Below are 17,667 nucleotides of genomic sequence, written 5' to 3'. Positions count from 1 at the left end.
ATGGTAAAGAGTGTACATAAAAGAAAACTCTACACTAAAAAACAAGTGAGAGCGCACAGCAGGGGAAAAATATACAAGGAATAAAGGAAAAGAAAGAGAAGAGAACTCAAATAAAAGCCACATTGTGAATTGTGAAAACTCCTACTAACAGGATTTGAACGTACCATAACCTTTGTAATCTACTCTAAGGTAGCCCGCCATTAGTCATAGCAACATTTCGGTAAACACAATATAATTGATGAGTTTCCCAATTAGACAAATGTGGCTCTTATTTTAGTCACTAAGTCACAAAGTGTGAAAGATCTCTTCTTCTTACCACAAAGGTAAGTAAATGATATGGCATGTGCAAGTTTTATTAACAGTTAAAGAAAAAACAGTACCCTAATAGGATTTTCGAAAAACGCTATATTCCCTTTTGAAACCATTTACCCTCCCTTTAATAATCTTCTGACAACATCTCTTTCACAAGTTCGGACGCTAATAAGAGAACCTTTCTATATTCCCTATCTGATAAACCTTTTAGCGCAAGCAGTTGTTATAGAGAAGAGTAATAAATAAATACCTAAAAGAAAATGAACAAACTAATCGTGCTAATGGCATTGTGCACTCTTTTGGTACAATCTGTATATGCCCAAAAATCTACCTCTACCCTACAAAGCAACGAAAGCACTTCTATCTCTATGCAGGGGAACAGCACAAAAACAACGGATGAAAAATTCACACTGATACAACTTCCCTATGCTACCAACGCTCTCGAACCTGTCATTAGCCAACGAACTGTAGAGCTTCATCACGGCAAGCACCTACAAGGCTATGTAAACAATCTGAACAAACTCATCAAGGGAACTCCTTATGCTCACAAAGACCTTGTAAGCATTGTCAAAGAGTCCAGTGGAAATATCTTCAACAACGCAGGGCAAAACCTCAATCACATCCTCTACTTCCTCCAATTTAGTCCTAATGGAGGGGGCAAACCTAAGGGGAAATTGGCAGAAGCCATTCAACACACCTATGGCAGTTTCGAAAGGTTTCAAAAAGAGTTTGAGAGAGAAGCTCTTTCCCTCTTCGGTTCAGGCTGGGCTTGGCTGGCTTGCAATAAAGCAGGTGCTCTCGAAATAGTCAAAGAACCCAATGCTGGAAACCCCGTTACTCAAGGGTTAATCCCACTATTAGGGATTGATGTCTGGGAGCATGCCTACTATCTCGACTATGAAAACAAAAGAGGAGAGCACCTCCAAAAAGTGTGGAATATAATCGACTGGAATGTTGTAGAGGCTCGTTACGATGCTCGAAAGCAACCGCTAAATATCCAATAAAAAGGAGTTGATCCTCCCCCACAGGAGGATATACAATACCGACAGCAAAGAAAAGGCTACGCCAAGAGTTTTCCTCCTGCGTAGCCTTTTCTTCTTTATCTATCTCTACCGAGAGATTAGGCAAGCAATTTCTTGGCCTCTTCTACGAGAACTGACTTTTGCTGTGCACCTACGAGTTTCTTCTGGATTTCACCATTTTTGATGAAGATAAGAGTAGGGATGTTACGGATGCCGAACTGTCCTGGGAGGTCAGTATTACTATCTACATCTACCTTACCGATGATGATTTGTCCGTTAAACTCTTCTGCCAACTCTTCAATCATAGGACCGATAAGCTGACAAGGACCACACCAAGTAGCCCAAAAGTCAAGAATCATTGGCTTACCTTCTGCCAATAACGCAGCGTAGTTGCTGTCTGTAATTTCCATTGCCATAGTTGTAAATACTATTTGTTCGTTTATATTGATTTCTAATTTGCCCTACAAATATACCTATTCTACTCGATATTCGATGCAATACTCGTTTAAGAGTTTGCCAACGGCATCTCCATTGCGCAGTTTGAGATACTGAGGGATAAGATTAGCAGAATAACGTCCTTGACGACCTATTACACGTATTACAAGTTCGCATCCACCTTTTGAGTTTTTTTCTTTGGTAGTTTCGGCACTCTCCTCTCCTCCCAAAACAACCTCTACCAGTCGCTCAACAAAATCGGCACTTATCTGTGTCTCCTCTATGGTTACAATCATCCTCTTGATAAGCGTATCCTTAATGTTGTCCAAAAGGGAGATTTTCTTTATAGATAGCTCCAACTCCTCTGGTCTGTACTGTCTTGGCTCTACCGAACCTTTGCAGAGTAGCATAGCTCCTTTCGAAAGCAATCCCTTGTTCTCACTATATATCTGATCGGATATAAAAAAGGAATACTGGCCTGAGAAGTCCTCTAAGGTCAATTTGGCATAAGGTCTATTCTTCTTACTTACCCCCTCAAAATAAGAAGTAAGCATACCTCCGAAGACGAGGTTACGCCCCTGTAAATCGGGGAGTTCCTGAAAATCTGCCATCTTCGTATTGCAATACTTATCAAGGATCAGCGTGTAAGGGTCTAAAGGAGTAGCGCTCAAATAAAAACCTACCAATTCCGCCTCCTTTGAGAGACGCTCTATATCGGTCCAAGGCTCGGTTTCAGGAGGAGTCGGATGAGGAATTTGCATCTCTTCAACCTCTCCAAAGAGGTTACCCGTACGTGCCTCACTCTCACTCTTTTCATAGTTTCCATAGCGCAAAAGGGCTGCTATGAAATCTTCTTGTGGATTTTCTACCGAGGGGGCAAAATAGGTTTCTCTGGAAAGATTCATACTATCCAACCCTCCCGAAAGAGCAAACGTAGTAATAGCACTGCGGTTAAGCGACTTATCTGCCATCCTCTTTACAAAGTCAAATATATCCTTGTAAGCACCATGTTCCTCCCGTTCCCGTATAATAGATAGTACTATGCTTTCCGAAATCCCTTTGATAGCACTCAAACCAAAGCGGATATTGCCCTTACTATTTACCGAAAACTTCTGTTCCGACTCGTTAATGTCGGGCGAGAGTACCTCTATATTCATCGCCTTACACTCTTCCAATATCTTGGAAAGTTCAGTGGCATTACTCAAGTTACAGCTCAAACAAGCAGCTAAGAACTCGGGAGCATAATGCGCCTTAAAGTACCCTGTTTGATAGGCGATAAGACTATAAGCCGCAGAGTGACTCTTATTAAAAGCATATTCGGCAAACTTTTCCCAGTCTGCCCATATTTTAAGCAAGACTTCCTCTGCATAACCATTTTTCTTACCCCCTGCGAGGAATTTACTTTTGAGCACTTCCATCTGCTCAATCTTCTTTTTCCCCATTGCTTTGCGCAAGTTATCACTCTCTCCACGAGTAAAGTCTGCCAATAATCGTGATAGTTGCATCACCTGCTCTTGATATACTGTAACGCCGTAAGTCTCCTGCAAGATCTCTTGCGTTACGGGTAAGTCGTATGAAATAGCCTCTCTACCATGTCTGCGAGCAATAAAGGTGGGAATATAATCCATCGGACCAGGTCGATAGAGTGCATTCATGGCAATAAGAAACTCGAAACGGTCGGGCTTAAGTTCACGAAGATACTTCTGCATACCAGGAGATTCGAATTGGAAGAGACCTATCGTTTTGCCCGCACTAAAGAGTTCGTATACCTCGGGGTCATCAAGAGGTATTTTGTCTACATCTATATCTATACCGTAGCGTTTCTTTATAAGGGCACAGCACTCTGCCATTATGGAGAGCGTTTTAAGCCCCAAGAAATCCATCTTAATAAGCCCCGTAGACTCAATCAGTCCTCCTTCATATTGGGTTACAAGTATCTTTTCTTTAGTCTTACTATCTTCGGTTATAATGGTGGGAACGACATCACTAATCTCACTCTTACCGATAATAATACCACACGCATGTACTCCTGAGTTTCGTATAGTACCCTCCATCTGCTGGGCATACTTCAGCACACGCCTCAACTTTTCGTCAGGTCCGTGGGCGATTGTTTTAAGCTGAGGAGAGAGGGCAATTGCTTTTGCTATGGTAATTTTCTTTTTATTCTTCTGGAAATCTTCTTCCAAGGCTGGATCTTTTTTCAAACGATCCAAGTCAGCTGCATTGATACGGGTGGGAATGAAGTTCGATATATAATCACCGTCTTTAGGCAATAGCTCTTCGATACGGACATTATCTTTGATAGCACTTTTGGCAGCCATTTCTCCAAAAGTGATAATGTGCGCCACACTATTTTCTCCGTACTTTTCTGTTACCCATTGCAATACTTTGGCTCTCCCCTCATCATCGAAGTCAATATCAATATCGGGCAATGACTGTCGGTCGGGGTTAAGGAAGCGCTCAAAAAGCAATCCATATTTCAGAGGGTCCAAGTTAGTTATCTTGAGACAGTAAGCTACGGCAGAACCCGCTGCCGAACCTCGACCGGGACCTACCCACACTCCTTGCTCGCGAGCAGCACGAATGAAGTCTTGCACGATAAGGAAGTAACCGGGATATTGCATCCACTCAATAGTCTTTAGTTCAAAGTCTATACGCTCCTTTATAGACTCGGGAACGGGATCTCCATATCGCTCTTTAGCCCCCTCATAAGTTAAATACCTTAGATACTCATTGCTATCCTTAAACCCCTCTGGTATAGGGAAATCGGGCATCAATGGGTCGTTTTCGATGGAGTAATACTCCACTTTGTCCAAAACCTCTAAAGAATTGGATAGTACCTCGGGGCGATCCGCAAAGATTTCGTTCATTTCCTCTTGTGTCTTTAGCCACTCTTGTTGAGAGTAACGCATACGAGAGGTATCGTTTACACTCCTCCCCGTAGAGACACAGAGCAATCGGTCGTGCGTTATGGCATCCTCTTCATTGGTAAAATGAACGTCATTCGTCGCCACAACCTTTATCCCTAAGCGCTCCGACAAATCGTATATCTTTTCATTAACCTCAAGCTGTCTGAGGTAAGTCTCCCTATTGGCCTGCGGATTGTCTGTGCGGTGTAATTGTATCTCGAGGTAGAAATCATCTCCAAACACCTTCTTGAACCAAAGAGCTGTTTCTTCTGCCACATCCAAACGACCTGCCATAATATGCTGAGGTATCTCTCCCCCTAAACATGCACTCAAGGCAATAACCCCCTCGTGATACTTTTCAAGTAGCTCTTTATCGATACGAGGTTTGTAGTACTCACCTTCCGAGAACCCTAAAGAAACCATCTTTATAAGATTCTGATAGCCCGTCTTATTTTTTGCCAATAAAATTAAATGCCAACCACTTCTATCAATAGAGCGATTGGGGTTATAAGGATCGGGCATATTCTTGTCCTTATCGTGCCGACTACGCCGTGCACAATAGACTTCGCATCCGTAAATAGGTTTGAACAGCGTAGCCTCTGCCTCTTTTATGCTCTTTTCGCACTCCTCTTTGAGCGCAACTTCTTCATCGGTCAAACTATCTTTTTGACTCAACTCTTGGAGTCGTTTTCTGTTTTCCTTAATGCTCTTATTGGCGGAGGCATTTTCATCTCTTACAATATCCGAAAAGGACTTAATCCCAAACATAACACCATGGTCGGTTAGAGCAAGCCCTTTCATCCCATCTTTCTTGGCTTTTTTAACCAAAGATTTGACCGAAGCTAAACCATCCAGTATTGAATACTGAGAGTGAACATGTAAGTGTACAAATGGTGTCATAATACTTTATAGTTATGGGAACTATGATTCAAAAAACAAGAACTCCTTCGCTTCTTTAGAAGAGGATATTGCCACACGGCAAAAGGTATAAGGGTAACAACCAAAAGGTATAAGGGTTTTGCTCTAAAGGGTTAATGGTTTTTCCAAAAAGGTATAATGGTCATTCCCCTCTCTATATAACCTATTTCTACTCAATGATTAGAAAAAGCAAGCAACTACACCCGTAACTGCGACTCAATATTGGCTACCGTACTTGCAAACTGAGGGTTGATAGAAATGGTATTACTTACCGTCTGGCAACCGTGCAATACCGTTGCATGACTACGCCCTCCTAAGGTTTCTCCAATAGCCGATAGCGAATCCGTTGTGTACTTTTTAGAAAGAAACATAACAAGGTGGCGTGCTTGGACTATATCTTGCCGTCTACTCTTGCTCTGCAAATCCTGTAAATTGACATGTAGTAGGTCGCAAACTATCTTTTGGATACGTTCTATATTGACCTCTCTATCTTCTATACGTACCGTTTGGCGCACTATCTCCTGTGCATAGGGCAAAGAAATCTCTCTACCTGTTACGGCAGCATTGAAGACCAAAGAAGTTAATACTCCATGCAACTCTCGCACATTGCCATCTACGTGCTTTACCACAAAGTCAAGCACCTCTTTCGAGAGAGAGACTCCCTCTATATCCATTTTGTACTCCAGTATCTTACGCCTCAATTGTGGATCTGGACGAGATATTTCGGTAGAAAGAGAACCTTTGATGCGAGAAACTAATCTCTCGTGCATACCCGAAAGGAAACTTGGAGCTTTGTCACATGTCATCACAATCTGTTTTTGCAGATTAAACAAGTGATTGAATATATCAAAAAAGGCATCTTGTGTCTTTTCTTTGCCAGCAAGCCCCTGTATATCATCTATTAAGAGCACGTCTACCTGCTGATAATAGCGCATAAAATCTCCCACTTTGTGGTTTCTACTGGCAGCGGCAAACTGATCTAAAAATTGAGATGTACTAATGTAGAGTACACGCTTTTCTGGATATTTTTGAGCAATAGTCCAACCAATAGCATTCATTAAGTGCGTTTTACCCACTCCCGGAGGACCGTACAAAAAGAAAGGGTTCATCGAAGGATTACCTGGAGATTCACAGATGGTTTGAGCCAATGCAACAGGCACTTGATTCGATTCTCCTTGACAAAATTTATCAAAAAACAGCTGAGGAATGAGGTGCGTTTGCCACGTATTGGACACGACCTTTTGCTCTTTCTCAAGAATAGCCTCACTCTTAGAGAACTCTCCTTTTAAGGAAGAAGTTGAGGAAATAGAACCAGATGAAGTATTGGAAGAAGAACTATCAACCACAGCCTGATAGTGCAACTTCGCCTCCTTGCCCAAAACCTCTGGCAAGACAAGGCGTATCTCTGCCATGAACTTAGCCTCTATGTACTCACAGAAGAAAGCACTCGGCACCTGTACCGTAAGAGAGGCACCATCCAAACGAAGAGGTTTAATAGGTAAGAACCATGTGCCAAATGCTTTTGGTTCTATCAAAGCCTCAAAACGTTTTAGACAAGCATCCCATACTTCTATAACGTTATTCTGTTCCATCCGTCCGTTGCTGTCGATTTTTAAGTTTTTTAGAACGAAAACAAGGGGCTCAGAAAGAGCAGATAGAGTACCCCAATCGTTCTTCTTTCACCTGCAAAACTAAAGCAATAATATGGTGTTTCCAAATAGGATTAATAGAAAGGAGGTAGCATATTGTTATAATTCGTTTTATACTCAATCACTTAGAGTCTTTTAGTTATGAACAGGTAAGTAAAACAAGCTAACTAACTACAAAACAAATATATACAAACAACTAAAATCGTGAAAAGAAACAGAATTAACAAGTAAGAGAAAAACTCTAACCTTTCGATTTTTATAGGGTTAAGTGTGAAACGAAGAAAAGTTTGCTCGAAATCCTAATTAAATATTTTCCAATCTAATATCAGAAGTGCTTATGCTTCTTTTTAAAATAAATATACTCAGGTCCCTTGTTAAAGAGCAAATCGAAAATGCTCAAATTTGGGAAAAATGCTCCGCCCGAAGCCAATGTCTGATAATAGTTTACGGGAAAGAAAGCGGGGTCCTTTATCTCTCGTTTGGGACGTATAGCGTTACGAAAGTCGTTAGGGTACTCTTTTTCGTACTCCGACGTTAGGATAACCTCTATGGAGAGATGCATCAGACGAGCTATACAGTGCATAAGCTCGTAATTAAAGTCAAAAAGGAAATTATACCGCCGTTCGTAAAAAGGAAGAATATCATCGGCATAGTACTCAAAGTAGGGAGAGAGTCCATAGCAACTCTGCAAAGTTTGCCAGTGCCGAGTACGCCAATTATCATGATCGGATATACGCACCTCTTTAATAGGACATCGCTCCGAAGCTCCCTGCTGCACAGGAATAGTCAATTCAGAAACCCCATTGCTGGCAAGTACCCTACAGCGATTGCGATAGGTTTGCTTGATAAAATGGTCGTGTGCTTCCAAGAAAACGGGAGAAGCTATTAGTTTACAGAAATATTGTATCGGAGGGGCGTAAGCCGTAGATAAAATCATAAGCGATGAGGGCAGGGTAAAGAAAGCTCTTTAGTGAGGATTTGAAAAACCAATTATCTGCCTGCGTTGTATCGAAAACATCAGATGTAAATTGTCGTTAGGCTCAGTAAGATAGGTTACGGAGCAATACTCCTTATCTCGTAGAGTATAGTACAAAGAAAGAGTAGTATCTACCCTAAAGAAGGGAAGGGCTCTTCGATTTACATAGAGCCTACCCTGATGTACTCTAATAGTATCCTTCGGAACACCCACTATATAGCAAGGTATCGAAAAAGAGGCTGTACTCGAAGAAATATCAACCAAGGCTCGTGCTCCTCTCTGTGGAGTACCCACCTTTTGCATAAAAGATACTCTTTGCCACCAAGACTCCGACAACTCTCTTTGAGGCATCTGGTAGACAAATAACACAAAAAGACGTAGCAGCACCACTACTATACAAAGAAGTAATGGTACTGCTATAAGACGTAGCTTAGTGTTTCGAGAGGAACTGTTACCAATCATGAACCGTTCGCATCATTCGTTTCCAACGAATCTTGCCGTTGAAGAGTCCCTTATCCTTGTCCAAAGATAACCAAAGGAAAGCTGGCTTACCCACAATATGATCTTCTGGTACAAAGCCCCAGTAGCGACTATCAGCAGAGTTGTGTCTATTGTCCCCCATCATAAAGTAATAGTCCATAGCAAAGGTGTATTCTGTTTGAGGTGTGCCATCTATGGTATAAGTCCCCTCTGAAGTTACCACAAGCGTATGCCCCTCAAAAGCCGTAATGCAACGCTCGTATAGATATACATTTTCTGGTGTAAGGGTTATAGTCAAACCTTTTTTAGGGATAAGAATAGGGCCATAATTGTCACGTGTCCAGCCGTTTTCATACTCAACGGGATACATTAATCCGGGCTCGGAAGTCTCGATAAGGATATTCAACACCTTGGGGTCAGACTCTAACTTCTGCTTCATCTCTTGTGTGAGAGGCAACAAGTAAAAGAGACTTTTTCCCTCGTTAAGCTGTACATCAAATCCCTTAGCAGTTAGGAAATTGACCTCTTCCATAGATTGAGGATGCCCTAATAGCTGTTGGTCATCTTTACTAATACCTAACACTTCAAAATCTCTCTCGCTCAATCCCTGTGGTGCGGTCTGTACATAGTAGTTGAACTGTACAAACTTCGGAGCCTTTTGTTTAGCTCCATTGATATACAAATCATTGTTTCTAAGCTCCAATGTCTCTCCCGGCAAGCCAACACAACGCTTTACATAATGATCTCTTCTATCCACAGGTCTGTAAAATACCTTCAAAAGTTGCCTTATCTGCCAAACTCTCTCCCGTCCATACAGAGCCTTGAGCGTGTAATAATCGGGGTTTACAACCTTTTCAGTTACTGTATCTCCTGCGGGAAAGTTGAAAACGACCAAGTCATTACGCTCTACTTGTCCTAAACCTTTCAAACGACGATACTTCTGCGATGGTTTATCCAAATAACTCTTTCCTCCTAAAAATGTGTTATGAGTAAGGGGAATAGCAATAGGAGTTATAGGCATACGAGGCCCGTAGCTTAGCTTATTAACGTAGAGATAATCCCCCACATAAAGCGTCTTCTCTAAAGAGGAGGAAGGGATCGCGAAGTTTTGAAATAAATAGATATTCAAAATCGTTACCCCTATTACGGCAAAAAGAACGGCATCTAACCAAGAAAAAATCTCTCGCAAGAAAGGATTCTTCAAAGATCTAAACCAAGACCAATTAATCTTACGAGTAAAATAGTAATCAACGATGAGAGGAAGGAAGAAAAACCATCCCCAACCTGCCCAAATAGCAAAGATGATAAAGACAATAACCACTATAATTCCTATACCATACCTGAGTTTGGAAGGTTTAGAAGACGTGTTTTCTTGTTGGTTTTTATTATCCTTTGTAGCCATATCTAAATTTGTATTACTTCTTTTCATTACTAAAATCCGAGCATTTGTTCCATCGTCAAGGCTCCCTTATGCGTAAGGGCATACTCTGCCGCCAATATAGCCCCTAAAGCAAACCCATTACGGCTAAAGGCTTCATGACAGAGGCTTATCTTGTCTACCGAAGAACGCCAAACGACTTCGTGAATACCTGGCACTTCGCCCTCTCGGACCGATTCTATTTCCAAACGCTCTCCTTCCAAAGAGTTGGAGAGCCCCTCGTAGTAAAAACGATTAGAGTTGCTCACAATGCTCTCTGCTAAGGTGAGTGCTGTACCACTTGGAGCATCGAGTTTGTGTATGTGATGTGTCTCTTTTATAAAGGGTATATAATCCGTTTGCTCTCCCATAATTTTAGCCAAACGACGATTGAGTTCAAACAGAACATTCACCCCCAAGCTAAAATTGCTGGCATAGAAGAAGGACTTACCCTCTCTATTGGCTCGCTCTTGCAAGGTGCGTACACCCTCTAACCATCCTGTAGTACCCGAAACAACGGGCATATCAATATCCAAACAGTGCGAACAGTTAATCTCGGCAGCTTGGGGTACCGAAAACTCTATACAAACATCTCCTCGCTCAAAGTGGTGGGTATCTCGAAAAACATTGCTTGTAGGAGCATCGTATCGCTCCACAACAATATGCCCTCTCTGCAAAGCTAATCTTTCGATAGCCTTACCCATTCGTCCGTAGCCTACTAATATAATATCCATAACAATTAAGCATCCTACCCCAGCTTCTACAACTCTCCTCTTTGCTTTTTACCCTCGACCGCTAAGCATAGAGGCGAGGGGGAGGAAAGGTTTTATCTCTTTTGAGTATCAAAAGTACACAAAAAGAGGCGACCTACCCTATGTAAAGAGCACAACAGACACCTCTAAACAGAAAAGCCTCAGGCCCACTCCTATTTATATAGGAAGAAAAACCCAAGGCTCTTTCTTAAAAAGATAAAATCGGAAGCGACCTTTTAATACTCCTCTTCGTCAAAGAAGAAATCTTCATTACGAGGGTAGTCCAACCAAATCTCCTCGATAGACTCATAAACCTCGCCATCATCTTCCATCTCTTCGAGTATCTCAATTACTTCCAACGGAGCTCCCGAACGTTGAGCATAGTCTATAAGCTCATTTTTTGATGCTGGCCATGGTGCATCGTCCAAAGAAGAAGCTAATTCAAGTGTCCAATACATAATGCTATATTGTATTTATTTATAATAATTTATACCACACTCTATTACGACAAGGTGCAAAAGTAGCATTATTTTCGATATGTACAAGTTTCTATATATACCAAAAACTAAATATCCTGCCCTGACTCGCTTCTCTCTCTACCATTTTACCTTTTCTGCAATGGGACTACGACCTGATGAAACCTGCACTATAAAAGGCTATCAAAAGCATCCGTACAAACGTTCAAAAGGTATGTAGGTTTTGAGAGTTTGCTCGGATGGTTTCGAGCAAAAGGTATAACCCTTTTCTCAGACTCCTATAATAGAAAATGGAGAAAGGGGTAAAGCCCCTCCATCAAAAGCCGAGCAAGCAAACAATAGAACGCTACAATATAGAGCAAACTACGATGGCACACTTTGCTCCTCAAAACAGCTAAAAAAGAAGCCCTTGCAAGAGACTCTATCAAGACATTACAACGAACTTTAATAAAGCAAAAATCTTTTTATTACCTTTGATAGAGTAGAAATAATTATCTCTTTACCCTACTCTATACCTCAAAGTATGAAGCCTCGGAACATCATAGCCTACAATGCCTTAAAGCTGATAGCCTCAAGTGTACTTGGGCAAGCAGTAGCCTTGCTACTACTTATGATTGTGGGTAGACAGTATAATGAGGAAATGATGGGTGTTTTGGGTACGTTTCTTAGCTGGGGAGGAGTGCTTGCCATAATTGCCACAGGTCGCTACGAACAAGCAATAGTCATCGCTCCATCAAATCAAGAGGCATTTGGTCTCTACCTCTTAGGCATACGCCTTACGATTCTATTCTCCCTTTTTACTTTGTCGGTAGCAGGAGGTATCTATCTTCTATTTCCTCATCAAGCCTTAGGTAGCTATGTGCTACTGCTACCGCTCTTTGTACTGACAACCTCTTTCTATGCTCTTGTTGCCTCTGTGGCTCTTCGAGAAAAGAGCTTCAATCGGCTCTCTCTCTCTCAGTCTATAAATGGTGTTGGGAACAATCTTTTGAAAGTTATTTGGGGTAGCTTTCACCCTTCGGTAGGGGGGCTTATTTTCTCTTCCATTGGAGCGACCTTTCTTGCCCTGCCCCCCTATACTCCCTTTATTAAAAAGATTTACCATAAGGGCTTCTCTTCTCTGTCGGAATCTCTCTCTTTGGGTATTAAATATAGGAATTTCCCTTGCTACTCTCTACCCCAATCATTAGTCAATACTCTTTTGGGGGTAGTGCTGGTACTCTTTCTACCTTGGCGGTTTGGAGTGGCAGAGGTAGGGTTTCTCACTATGGCCACTATGCTGGCACGTAGACCTCTCAATCTTATCTCTGAAAACATCGGGCGTGTTTACTTTCAACAAATGAGTGAAAAGGTGCAACAGCAAGTGCCCATTGCCCCACTTGTTCGACGATTAACGTTACTTACTTTCGGAGTAGGTATTCCTTTAGCTCTACTTCTGGCTTGGAGTATGGATTACCTTGTCCTCTTTTTTGTAGGGCATAAATGGCTTACTTCGGCGCATATTATCCGCTGTATGCTACCTATGTTACTTCCCAACTTCCTCTCCTCAATTTTGAATGTAATACCCGATATTTTAGGTTTTCAACGGAGCAATATGTGGAGTCAAATTATCCTCTTGCTACTCTATACGACCATTATCCTCGTTGGGTTTCAAATCTTCGACTTTGAAGAGTTTACCCTATTCTTCTTCGGCTGCACCGCTCTGACGCAGGTAGGGTATTTGCTTTATTTATTTCGATTGGTAATACTTTATGAACGTAATATTCAAAAATAAAGAGCGTAACAAATCTTTCTCTCTCGGAATTGCCTTTGATGCTCAAGATCGTCTACTAAAAGAAGCCGAACTAAATAAGTACTTCCTCTCTATCAAGAGTCTGGAAGATTTTCTTCAACGAATAGATGCCCTCAATGGCTCCTGGTGTACTTGTCAGATAGTGCCTACCATCGAAGGGAAGCATTATATATACATGGCAGTAGACCACCGCTCTACCCTTCCTCTTTACTATCGGGTTTATGGGGATGAACTATACATCAGCGACAATGGCTTTGACCTTTTAAGAGAGGGAGAAGAACATCTACAAGTGGAGGAGAGCACTCGACTTTTCTTCTCTCAGTGGGGCTTTACTCCCGAAGAGCATACGTTACACTCCGAAATCAAACGCATTCCCTCGGGATGTGCCCTGTATGTAGATGACACTAAAGAGGTAACACTAATCCCCTACGCACAAATACCTCGCCAACGCTATGCCGTGGCGGAACTCTCTTTCGAAGAGGCTAAAAAAGGGTTCGAAGAGCGTTTAGAATGTGCCTTTGACAGAATGGCAAGAGTTATAGACTCTGCACCCATTGTGCTACCTCTCTCGGACGGCAGAGACTCACGTCTTATAGCCGTAGCCTTGAAAGAGCGGAACCTCCCCACTCCTATTACCCTCACCTATGGGCATACCCCTCGTACCGCCACTATAAAGAAAGCTCAAGAGATAGCCCGACGTTTAGGTTTTGAGCATAGGTTCGTCTCCACACTACCACCGCACTACACGCGCAAAGGCTATACAGAAGATGAAGAGGTACTTCGCTTCTTTAGACACCTGAGTGGCCTCTCCTCGGGCTATTTCTTTGCCGAATACACCTCTTCACGAGAGGCTTCCAAGTGGTTCGAAGGCACTCAACCTATGTACTTCCGGGACACAATGGCGATACGCTATGTGGTTTAAAAATACATCAACGATGGATAGAAAGTGAGCAGTACAATGATATCAACGCCTATTTTCTTACCTTTTATGAGGGGGGCAACAGGGCTTTATCTAAAGCTGAAGTATCTCAGATGGTGGAAATACATAAAGAAATACTGGCTCACTACCCCAAAGAACTCTCTGCCCAAGAGAGATTGGAAGCCTTTCGTACTTTGGAGCTTTCCTCTAAATACATTATTAACTCCGCTCGAGCATGGTCTTATCATGGCTCCGCCGTATGGATGCCTTTTTTAGATAGAGATCTTATAGACTATACCGCCTACCTCAATCCCGAGTTTCGGGTAGGAAAAAGGATTTATGAATCACTCTCGGACGACTACTTCCGAAGGCATTCGATAGCTTTCCCAGACGATGCGTCAGAATACGCTCTATCTCGTTCGCCTCGTTTCCGTTTCAAACAACTATTACGTTCGTTTCTACTGTACCAACTCTCCCAACGCAAAAGATACTTTCCCCGACACGATGACTTGGGCTTTCGTCATCTAATGGGCGGAACCTTGCTCGAAGAAGTAAAGAAGAGTACCTCTTGGCGACCCACCACTATAAACGGATTATCTTTTGCTTGGTGGCTACACAAGTTAGAACAGGGGAGCATTCCTCTTCGGGAACAATAAAATCTCAACAAAGAATCTACACCAAAAAAAATAAAACTCAAATAATAAATCCAATTAGCTATGGACAAAAAGAAAAAAGGGAGTGTCAAGAAAAACTTTGTCTTGGACACTAACGTTTTATTGCACGACTATGAATGCATCGACAAGTTTGAAGAAAATGACATCTACATCCCCATAACCGTACTCGAAGAAATTGACCAATTCAAAAAAGGTGGTGAACAAATCAACTACAATGCTCGCTCCTTTGTTCGCCGATTGGACGAATACGGTAAACAAGAGATATTTACCGAAGGTATCTCTTTGGGAGATGATATGGGACGACTCTTCATCAAAATAGATGGTTTATCACATCCTTTAGTTTGCCAAGCCTTCTCAGAACGGATTGCCGATCATAAAATTCTTTCAGTAGCTCTCTCGCTAAAAGATGAGCTACCGTCAGAGCCTGTCATTTTGGTTACGAAAGATGTAAACCTCAGAATGAAAGCCAAAGCTCTCGGACTGCGTGCCGAAGACTATATCAACGATAAAGTCTCTACCTCTAAACTTTTCGACAAAGCACACGAAGAGTTTGAGGGTGTCGATGGCGATTTAATAGACCGAATTTACTCCGAACCTCATGGAATAGATGTAGAAGAACTATCTTTCCACCAAGAATTAGAACCCAATGAGTGCTTCATTCTAAAGAGTGAGCGCAATAGTGTTATGGTGCGCTACAATCCTTTCTCTGAAAAGATTGTCAAAGTAAACAAACAAACACTTTCGGGCATTACCCCTCGTAACTCGGAACAAGCATTTGCTTTCGATGTTATTACCGACCCCGACATTAAACTAATCGGTATTACGGGAAAAGCAGGTACGGGAAAAACACTATTGGCTCTTGCCGCTTCTCTTAGTTTGTCCGAAAACTATCGACAAATCCTTATGGCACGCCCTATCGTTGCACTTGCCAACAAAGATTTAGGGTTCTTACCCGGCGATGAAAAGCAGAAGATTACCCCCTATATGCAACCTCTTTTCGACAATCTTAGTTTCATCAAAAGTTTACAAAGACGAGGCGGAAGTGAAGAGCGCAAATTGGAAGAGCTCCAGAGAGACGAACGCTTAGTAATCGAAGCCTTAGCATATATCCGTGGAAGAAGTCTTTCGGAAGTCTTGGTAATTGTTGACGAGGCGCAAAACCTTACCCCTCACGAGGTAAAAACCATTATTACTCGTGCAGGAGAGGGTACGAAAATTATCTTTACGGGAGACGTAGAGCAGATTGACTCTCCTTACCTCGATGCGGAGAGCAACGGACTGGCTACATGATAGACAAGATGAAAGGGCAAAAACTATTTGCTCACGTAAACCTCATCAAAGGAGAACGTAGTGAATTAAGCGAGGTAGCCTCTAATCTCCTCTAACGTTTCTTTTTAGTATCGAGCACAGACAGTAAGGTCTTACAGAAGGTCATAACAAGAAGCCTTTTGTAAGACCTTTTTCCCCAAAAAGCCTATCAAACTAACTCTTTTAGAGTTATACTTTATCATCATGTATTCAAGATTTGTACGATAGTTCATAAAGAAAGAGTTTACCCTCAAAGAGAGTAAAAAAAGAGAATAAAACACCTTTCAAGAGTCTACGAATAATATCTTTCCTTTGAAGTATAATAGAGATTGAAAAAGAAGTAACTCTTTTACGAGAGTCTACAAGGGTGCACAGCCTGCAAAATAAACAGAAACGAGAAAATAAAAAAGTAGGTATAGCATCTTAACACACTACACCTACTCTAAAAAGTCGGGATGACTAGATTCGAACTAGCGACCACACGCCCCCCAGACGCGTACTCTAACCGGACTGAGCTACATCCCGAATTGCGACTGCAAATTTAGTAGTAAATAGTTTACTGACCAAATATTTCTCGATAAAAATCGAAAGATTCTTTGATTTCTTCTTCACTAATCTCTATTCTGAGCGGTTTACCCAGCTCTTCCAGAGCGATGATAGTAACTTTACCACCCTTATTCTTCTTATCGGCATACATATATTCGATAAGTGTTCCATACTCCTTACATGAAAAAAGGTAAGGCGATTGTAACTCTTTAGCTAAAGAAATAAGTTGACGTACAGGTTCGATAGGAAAAGAGGTACGAGCATGCGCTATATAAAGCTCACATATAAGTCCAATAAGCACCGCTTCTCCATGCCGTAAGGGAGGTCGGTTCGGGGTTGCGACTTTATGAGAATAAGCCTCTAAAGCATGACCTATTGTGTGGCCTAAATTTAGGTATTGACGCACTCCAAGATCATATAAATCGGTGGAGACATAGACCTGCTTAGTCTCTATACTCGTTTGGATTATATCACTCCATGGTGCAGTTCGATTGATGGGGTCAAAGGAAAGGATTGCGTACCAAGCCTCCTTCCCAGAAAGAAGGGCATGCTTTACCAGCTCCCAATATCCTGCTATTAGCTCTCTACTATCAAGGGTTCTCAAGAAAAGAGGATCTACAATCACCCTATGCGGTAGGGAAAAAGCACCGATTAGGTTTTTCACTCCCTTATAATCGATTGCCGTTTTTCCTCCAATAGAGGCATCAACCATTGCCAAAAGCGTAGTAGGGATATAAACTGTAGGAATACCCCTTTTATAGATCGCAGCAGCAAAACCTCCCATATCAAGCAATGCTCCTCCGCCTGCGATCAAAAGTATGGTGTAGCGCGTAGCTCTACGCTCCAGCAACCAGTCCAGTATTTGCGTTAGAGAGGCAAAAGCCTTATGTTCCTCTCCAGCTTTTATACGTAATCTATCTTCAGAAGAAATAATCTGGTAAAGCGGAGTCAATAATGGTTCTGACGCGAGAGCCATATCGGCATCTTCTAAGAGTAACATACGATCGAAGCCCTCAGACTGTAAAGTCATAAGGGCTTCTTGATTCAATGCTCCCTCGCGAACAGCTATTTGGGAGTTCATA

The 17,667-nt window shown here is 42.0% G+C and carries 13 protein-coding genes, 1 tRNA gene and 1 pseudogene; 5 read left to right on the top strand and 10 right to left on the bottom strand.

What is annotated here, in order from left to right:
• Positions 1 to 680: 680 nt before the first annotated feature.
• Positions 681 to 1,316, top strand: a complete 636-nt coding sequence (locus JCM15907_RS04045) for a superoxide dismutase (RefSeq protein WP_051522400.1) — start codon at positions 681 to 683, stop codon at positions 1,314 to 1,316.
• Between the two features lie 116 nt (positions 1,317 to 1,432).
• Here the strand turns inward: JCM15907_RS04045 and trxA are convergent, their stop codons facing one another.
• The 8 genes from trxA to JCM15907_RS04005 all read right to left on the bottom strand — a co-directional run bounded on the left by trxA (position 1,433) and on the right by JCM15907_RS04005 (position 11,328).
• Complete coding sequence (gene trxA, locus JCM15907_RS04040; RefSeq protein ID WP_025842815.1) at positions 1,433 to 1,750, bottom strand: thioredoxin; 318 nt, start codon at positions 1,748 to 1,750, stop codon at positions 1,433 to 1,435.
• Positions 1,751 to 1,807: 57 nt separating this feature from the next.
• Positions 1,808 to 5,578 carry a DNA polymerase III subunit alpha gene (gene dnaE / locus JCM15907_RS04035; protein WP_025842814.1) on the bottom strand — a complete coding sequence of 1,257 codons (3,771 nt, stop codon included), beginning with the start codon at positions 5,576 to 5,578 and terminating at the stop codon, positions 1,808 to 1,810.
• Between the two features lie 215 nt (positions 5,579 to 5,793).
• The gene (dnaA, locus tag JCM15907_RS04030) at positions 5,794 to 7,188 is read right to left on the bottom strand and encodes a chromosomal replication initiator protein DnaA (protein ID WP_025842813.1); all 1,395 of its coding nucleotides are present in this window, start codon (positions 7,186 to 7,188) and stop codon (positions 5,794 to 5,796) included.
• Positions 7,189 to 7,570: 382 nt separating this feature from the next.
• Positions 7,571 to 8,182 carry a WbqC family protein gene (locus JCM15907_RS04025; protein ID WP_025842812.1) on the bottom strand — a complete coding sequence of 204 codons (612 nt, stop codon included), beginning with the start codon at positions 8,180 to 8,182 and terminating at the stop codon, positions 7,571 to 7,573.
• A 30-nt stretch (positions 8,183 to 8,212) separates the two neighbouring features.
• Entirely contained in the window at positions 8,213 to 8,683 is a 471-nt protein-coding gene (locus JCM15907_RS04020; RefSeq protein WP_025842811.1) for a S26 family signal peptidase, read from the bottom strand.
• Positions 8,673 to 10,103 carry a signal peptidase I gene (gene lepB, locus JCM15907_RS04015; protein WP_025842810.1) on the bottom strand — a complete coding sequence of 477 codons (1,431 nt, stop codon included), beginning with the start codon at positions 10,101 to 10,103 and terminating at the stop codon, positions 8,673 to 8,675. Before lepB ends, JCM15907_RS04020 begins: the two co-directional genes overlap by 11 nt.
• A gap of 29 nt (positions 10,104 to 10,132) precedes the next feature.
• Positions 10,133 to 10,852, bottom strand: a complete 720-nt coding sequence (gene dapB, locus JCM15907_RS04010; protein WP_025842809.1) for a 4-hydroxy-tetrahydrodipicolinate reductase — start codon at positions 10,850 to 10,852, stop codon at positions 10,133 to 10,135.
• Between the two features lie 254 nt (positions 10,853 to 11,106).
• On the bottom strand, positions 11,107 to 11,328 hold the full coding sequence (locus tag JCM15907_RS04005; protein WP_025842808.1) for a DUF2795 domain-containing protein: 222 nt from the start codon (positions 11,326 to 11,328) through the stop codon (positions 11,107 to 11,109).
• 541 nt (positions 11,329 to 11,869) lie between these two features.
• On the opposite strand from JCM15907_RS04005, the gene JCM15907_RS03995 reads away from it, so the two are divergent.
• From JCM15907_RS03995 to JCM15907_RS10640, 4 genes and pseudogenes are all read left to right on the top strand, one after another.
• Positions 11,870 to 13,120 carry a lipopolysaccharide biosynthesis protein gene (locus tag JCM15907_RS03995; protein WP_025842807.1) on the top strand — a complete coding sequence of 417 codons (1,251 nt, stop codon included), beginning with the start codon at positions 11,870 to 11,872 and terminating at the stop codon, positions 13,118 to 13,120.
• Positions 13,098 to 14,060 (top strand): asparagine synthetase B family protein, encoded by a 963-nt coding sequence (locus tag JCM15907_RS03990; protein ID WP_025842806.1) that lies wholly within the window; start codon positions 13,098 to 13,100, stop codon positions 14,058 to 14,060. The genes JCM15907_RS03995 and JCM15907_RS03990 overlap by 23 nt, the downstream gene beginning before the upstream one ends.
• The gene (locus tag JCM15907_RS03985) at positions 13,997 to 14,713 is read left to right on the top strand and encodes an asparagine synthase-related protein (protein ID WP_148297456.1); all 717 of its coding nucleotides are present in this window, start codon (positions 13,997 to 13,999) and stop codon (positions 14,711 to 14,713) included. Before JCM15907_RS03990 ends, JCM15907_RS03985 begins: the two co-directional genes overlap by 64 nt.
• A gap of 60 nt (positions 14,714 to 14,773) precedes the next feature.
• A pseudogene (locus JCM15907_RS10640) lies at positions 14,774 to 16,116 on the top strand (PhoH family protein).
• 373 nt (positions 16,117 to 16,489) lie between these two features.
• On the opposite strand, the gene JCM15907_RS03970 reads toward JCM15907_RS10640, so the two are convergent.
• A tRNA-Pro gene (locus JCM15907_RS03970) sits at positions 16,490 to 16,564 on the bottom strand.
• Between the two features lie 31 nt (positions 16,565 to 16,595).
• Positions 16,596 to 17,666, bottom strand: a complete 1,071-nt coding sequence (aroB, locus tag JCM15907_RS03965) for a 3-dehydroquinate synthase (protein WP_025842804.1) — start codon at positions 17,664 to 17,666, stop codon at positions 16,596 to 16,598.
• Between the last annotated feature and the right edge of the window lies 1 nt (position 17,667).

The sequence above is a fragment of the Porphyromonas gingivicanis JCM 15907 genome, from assembly GCF_000614585.1.
GTDB lineage: Bacteria > Bacteroidota > Bacteroidia > Bacteroidales > Porphyromonadaceae > Porphyromonas > Porphyromonas gingivicanis.
Note: the sequence above shows the minus strand (reverse complement) of the source record. Positions and strands in the feature narration are given on the sequence as shown.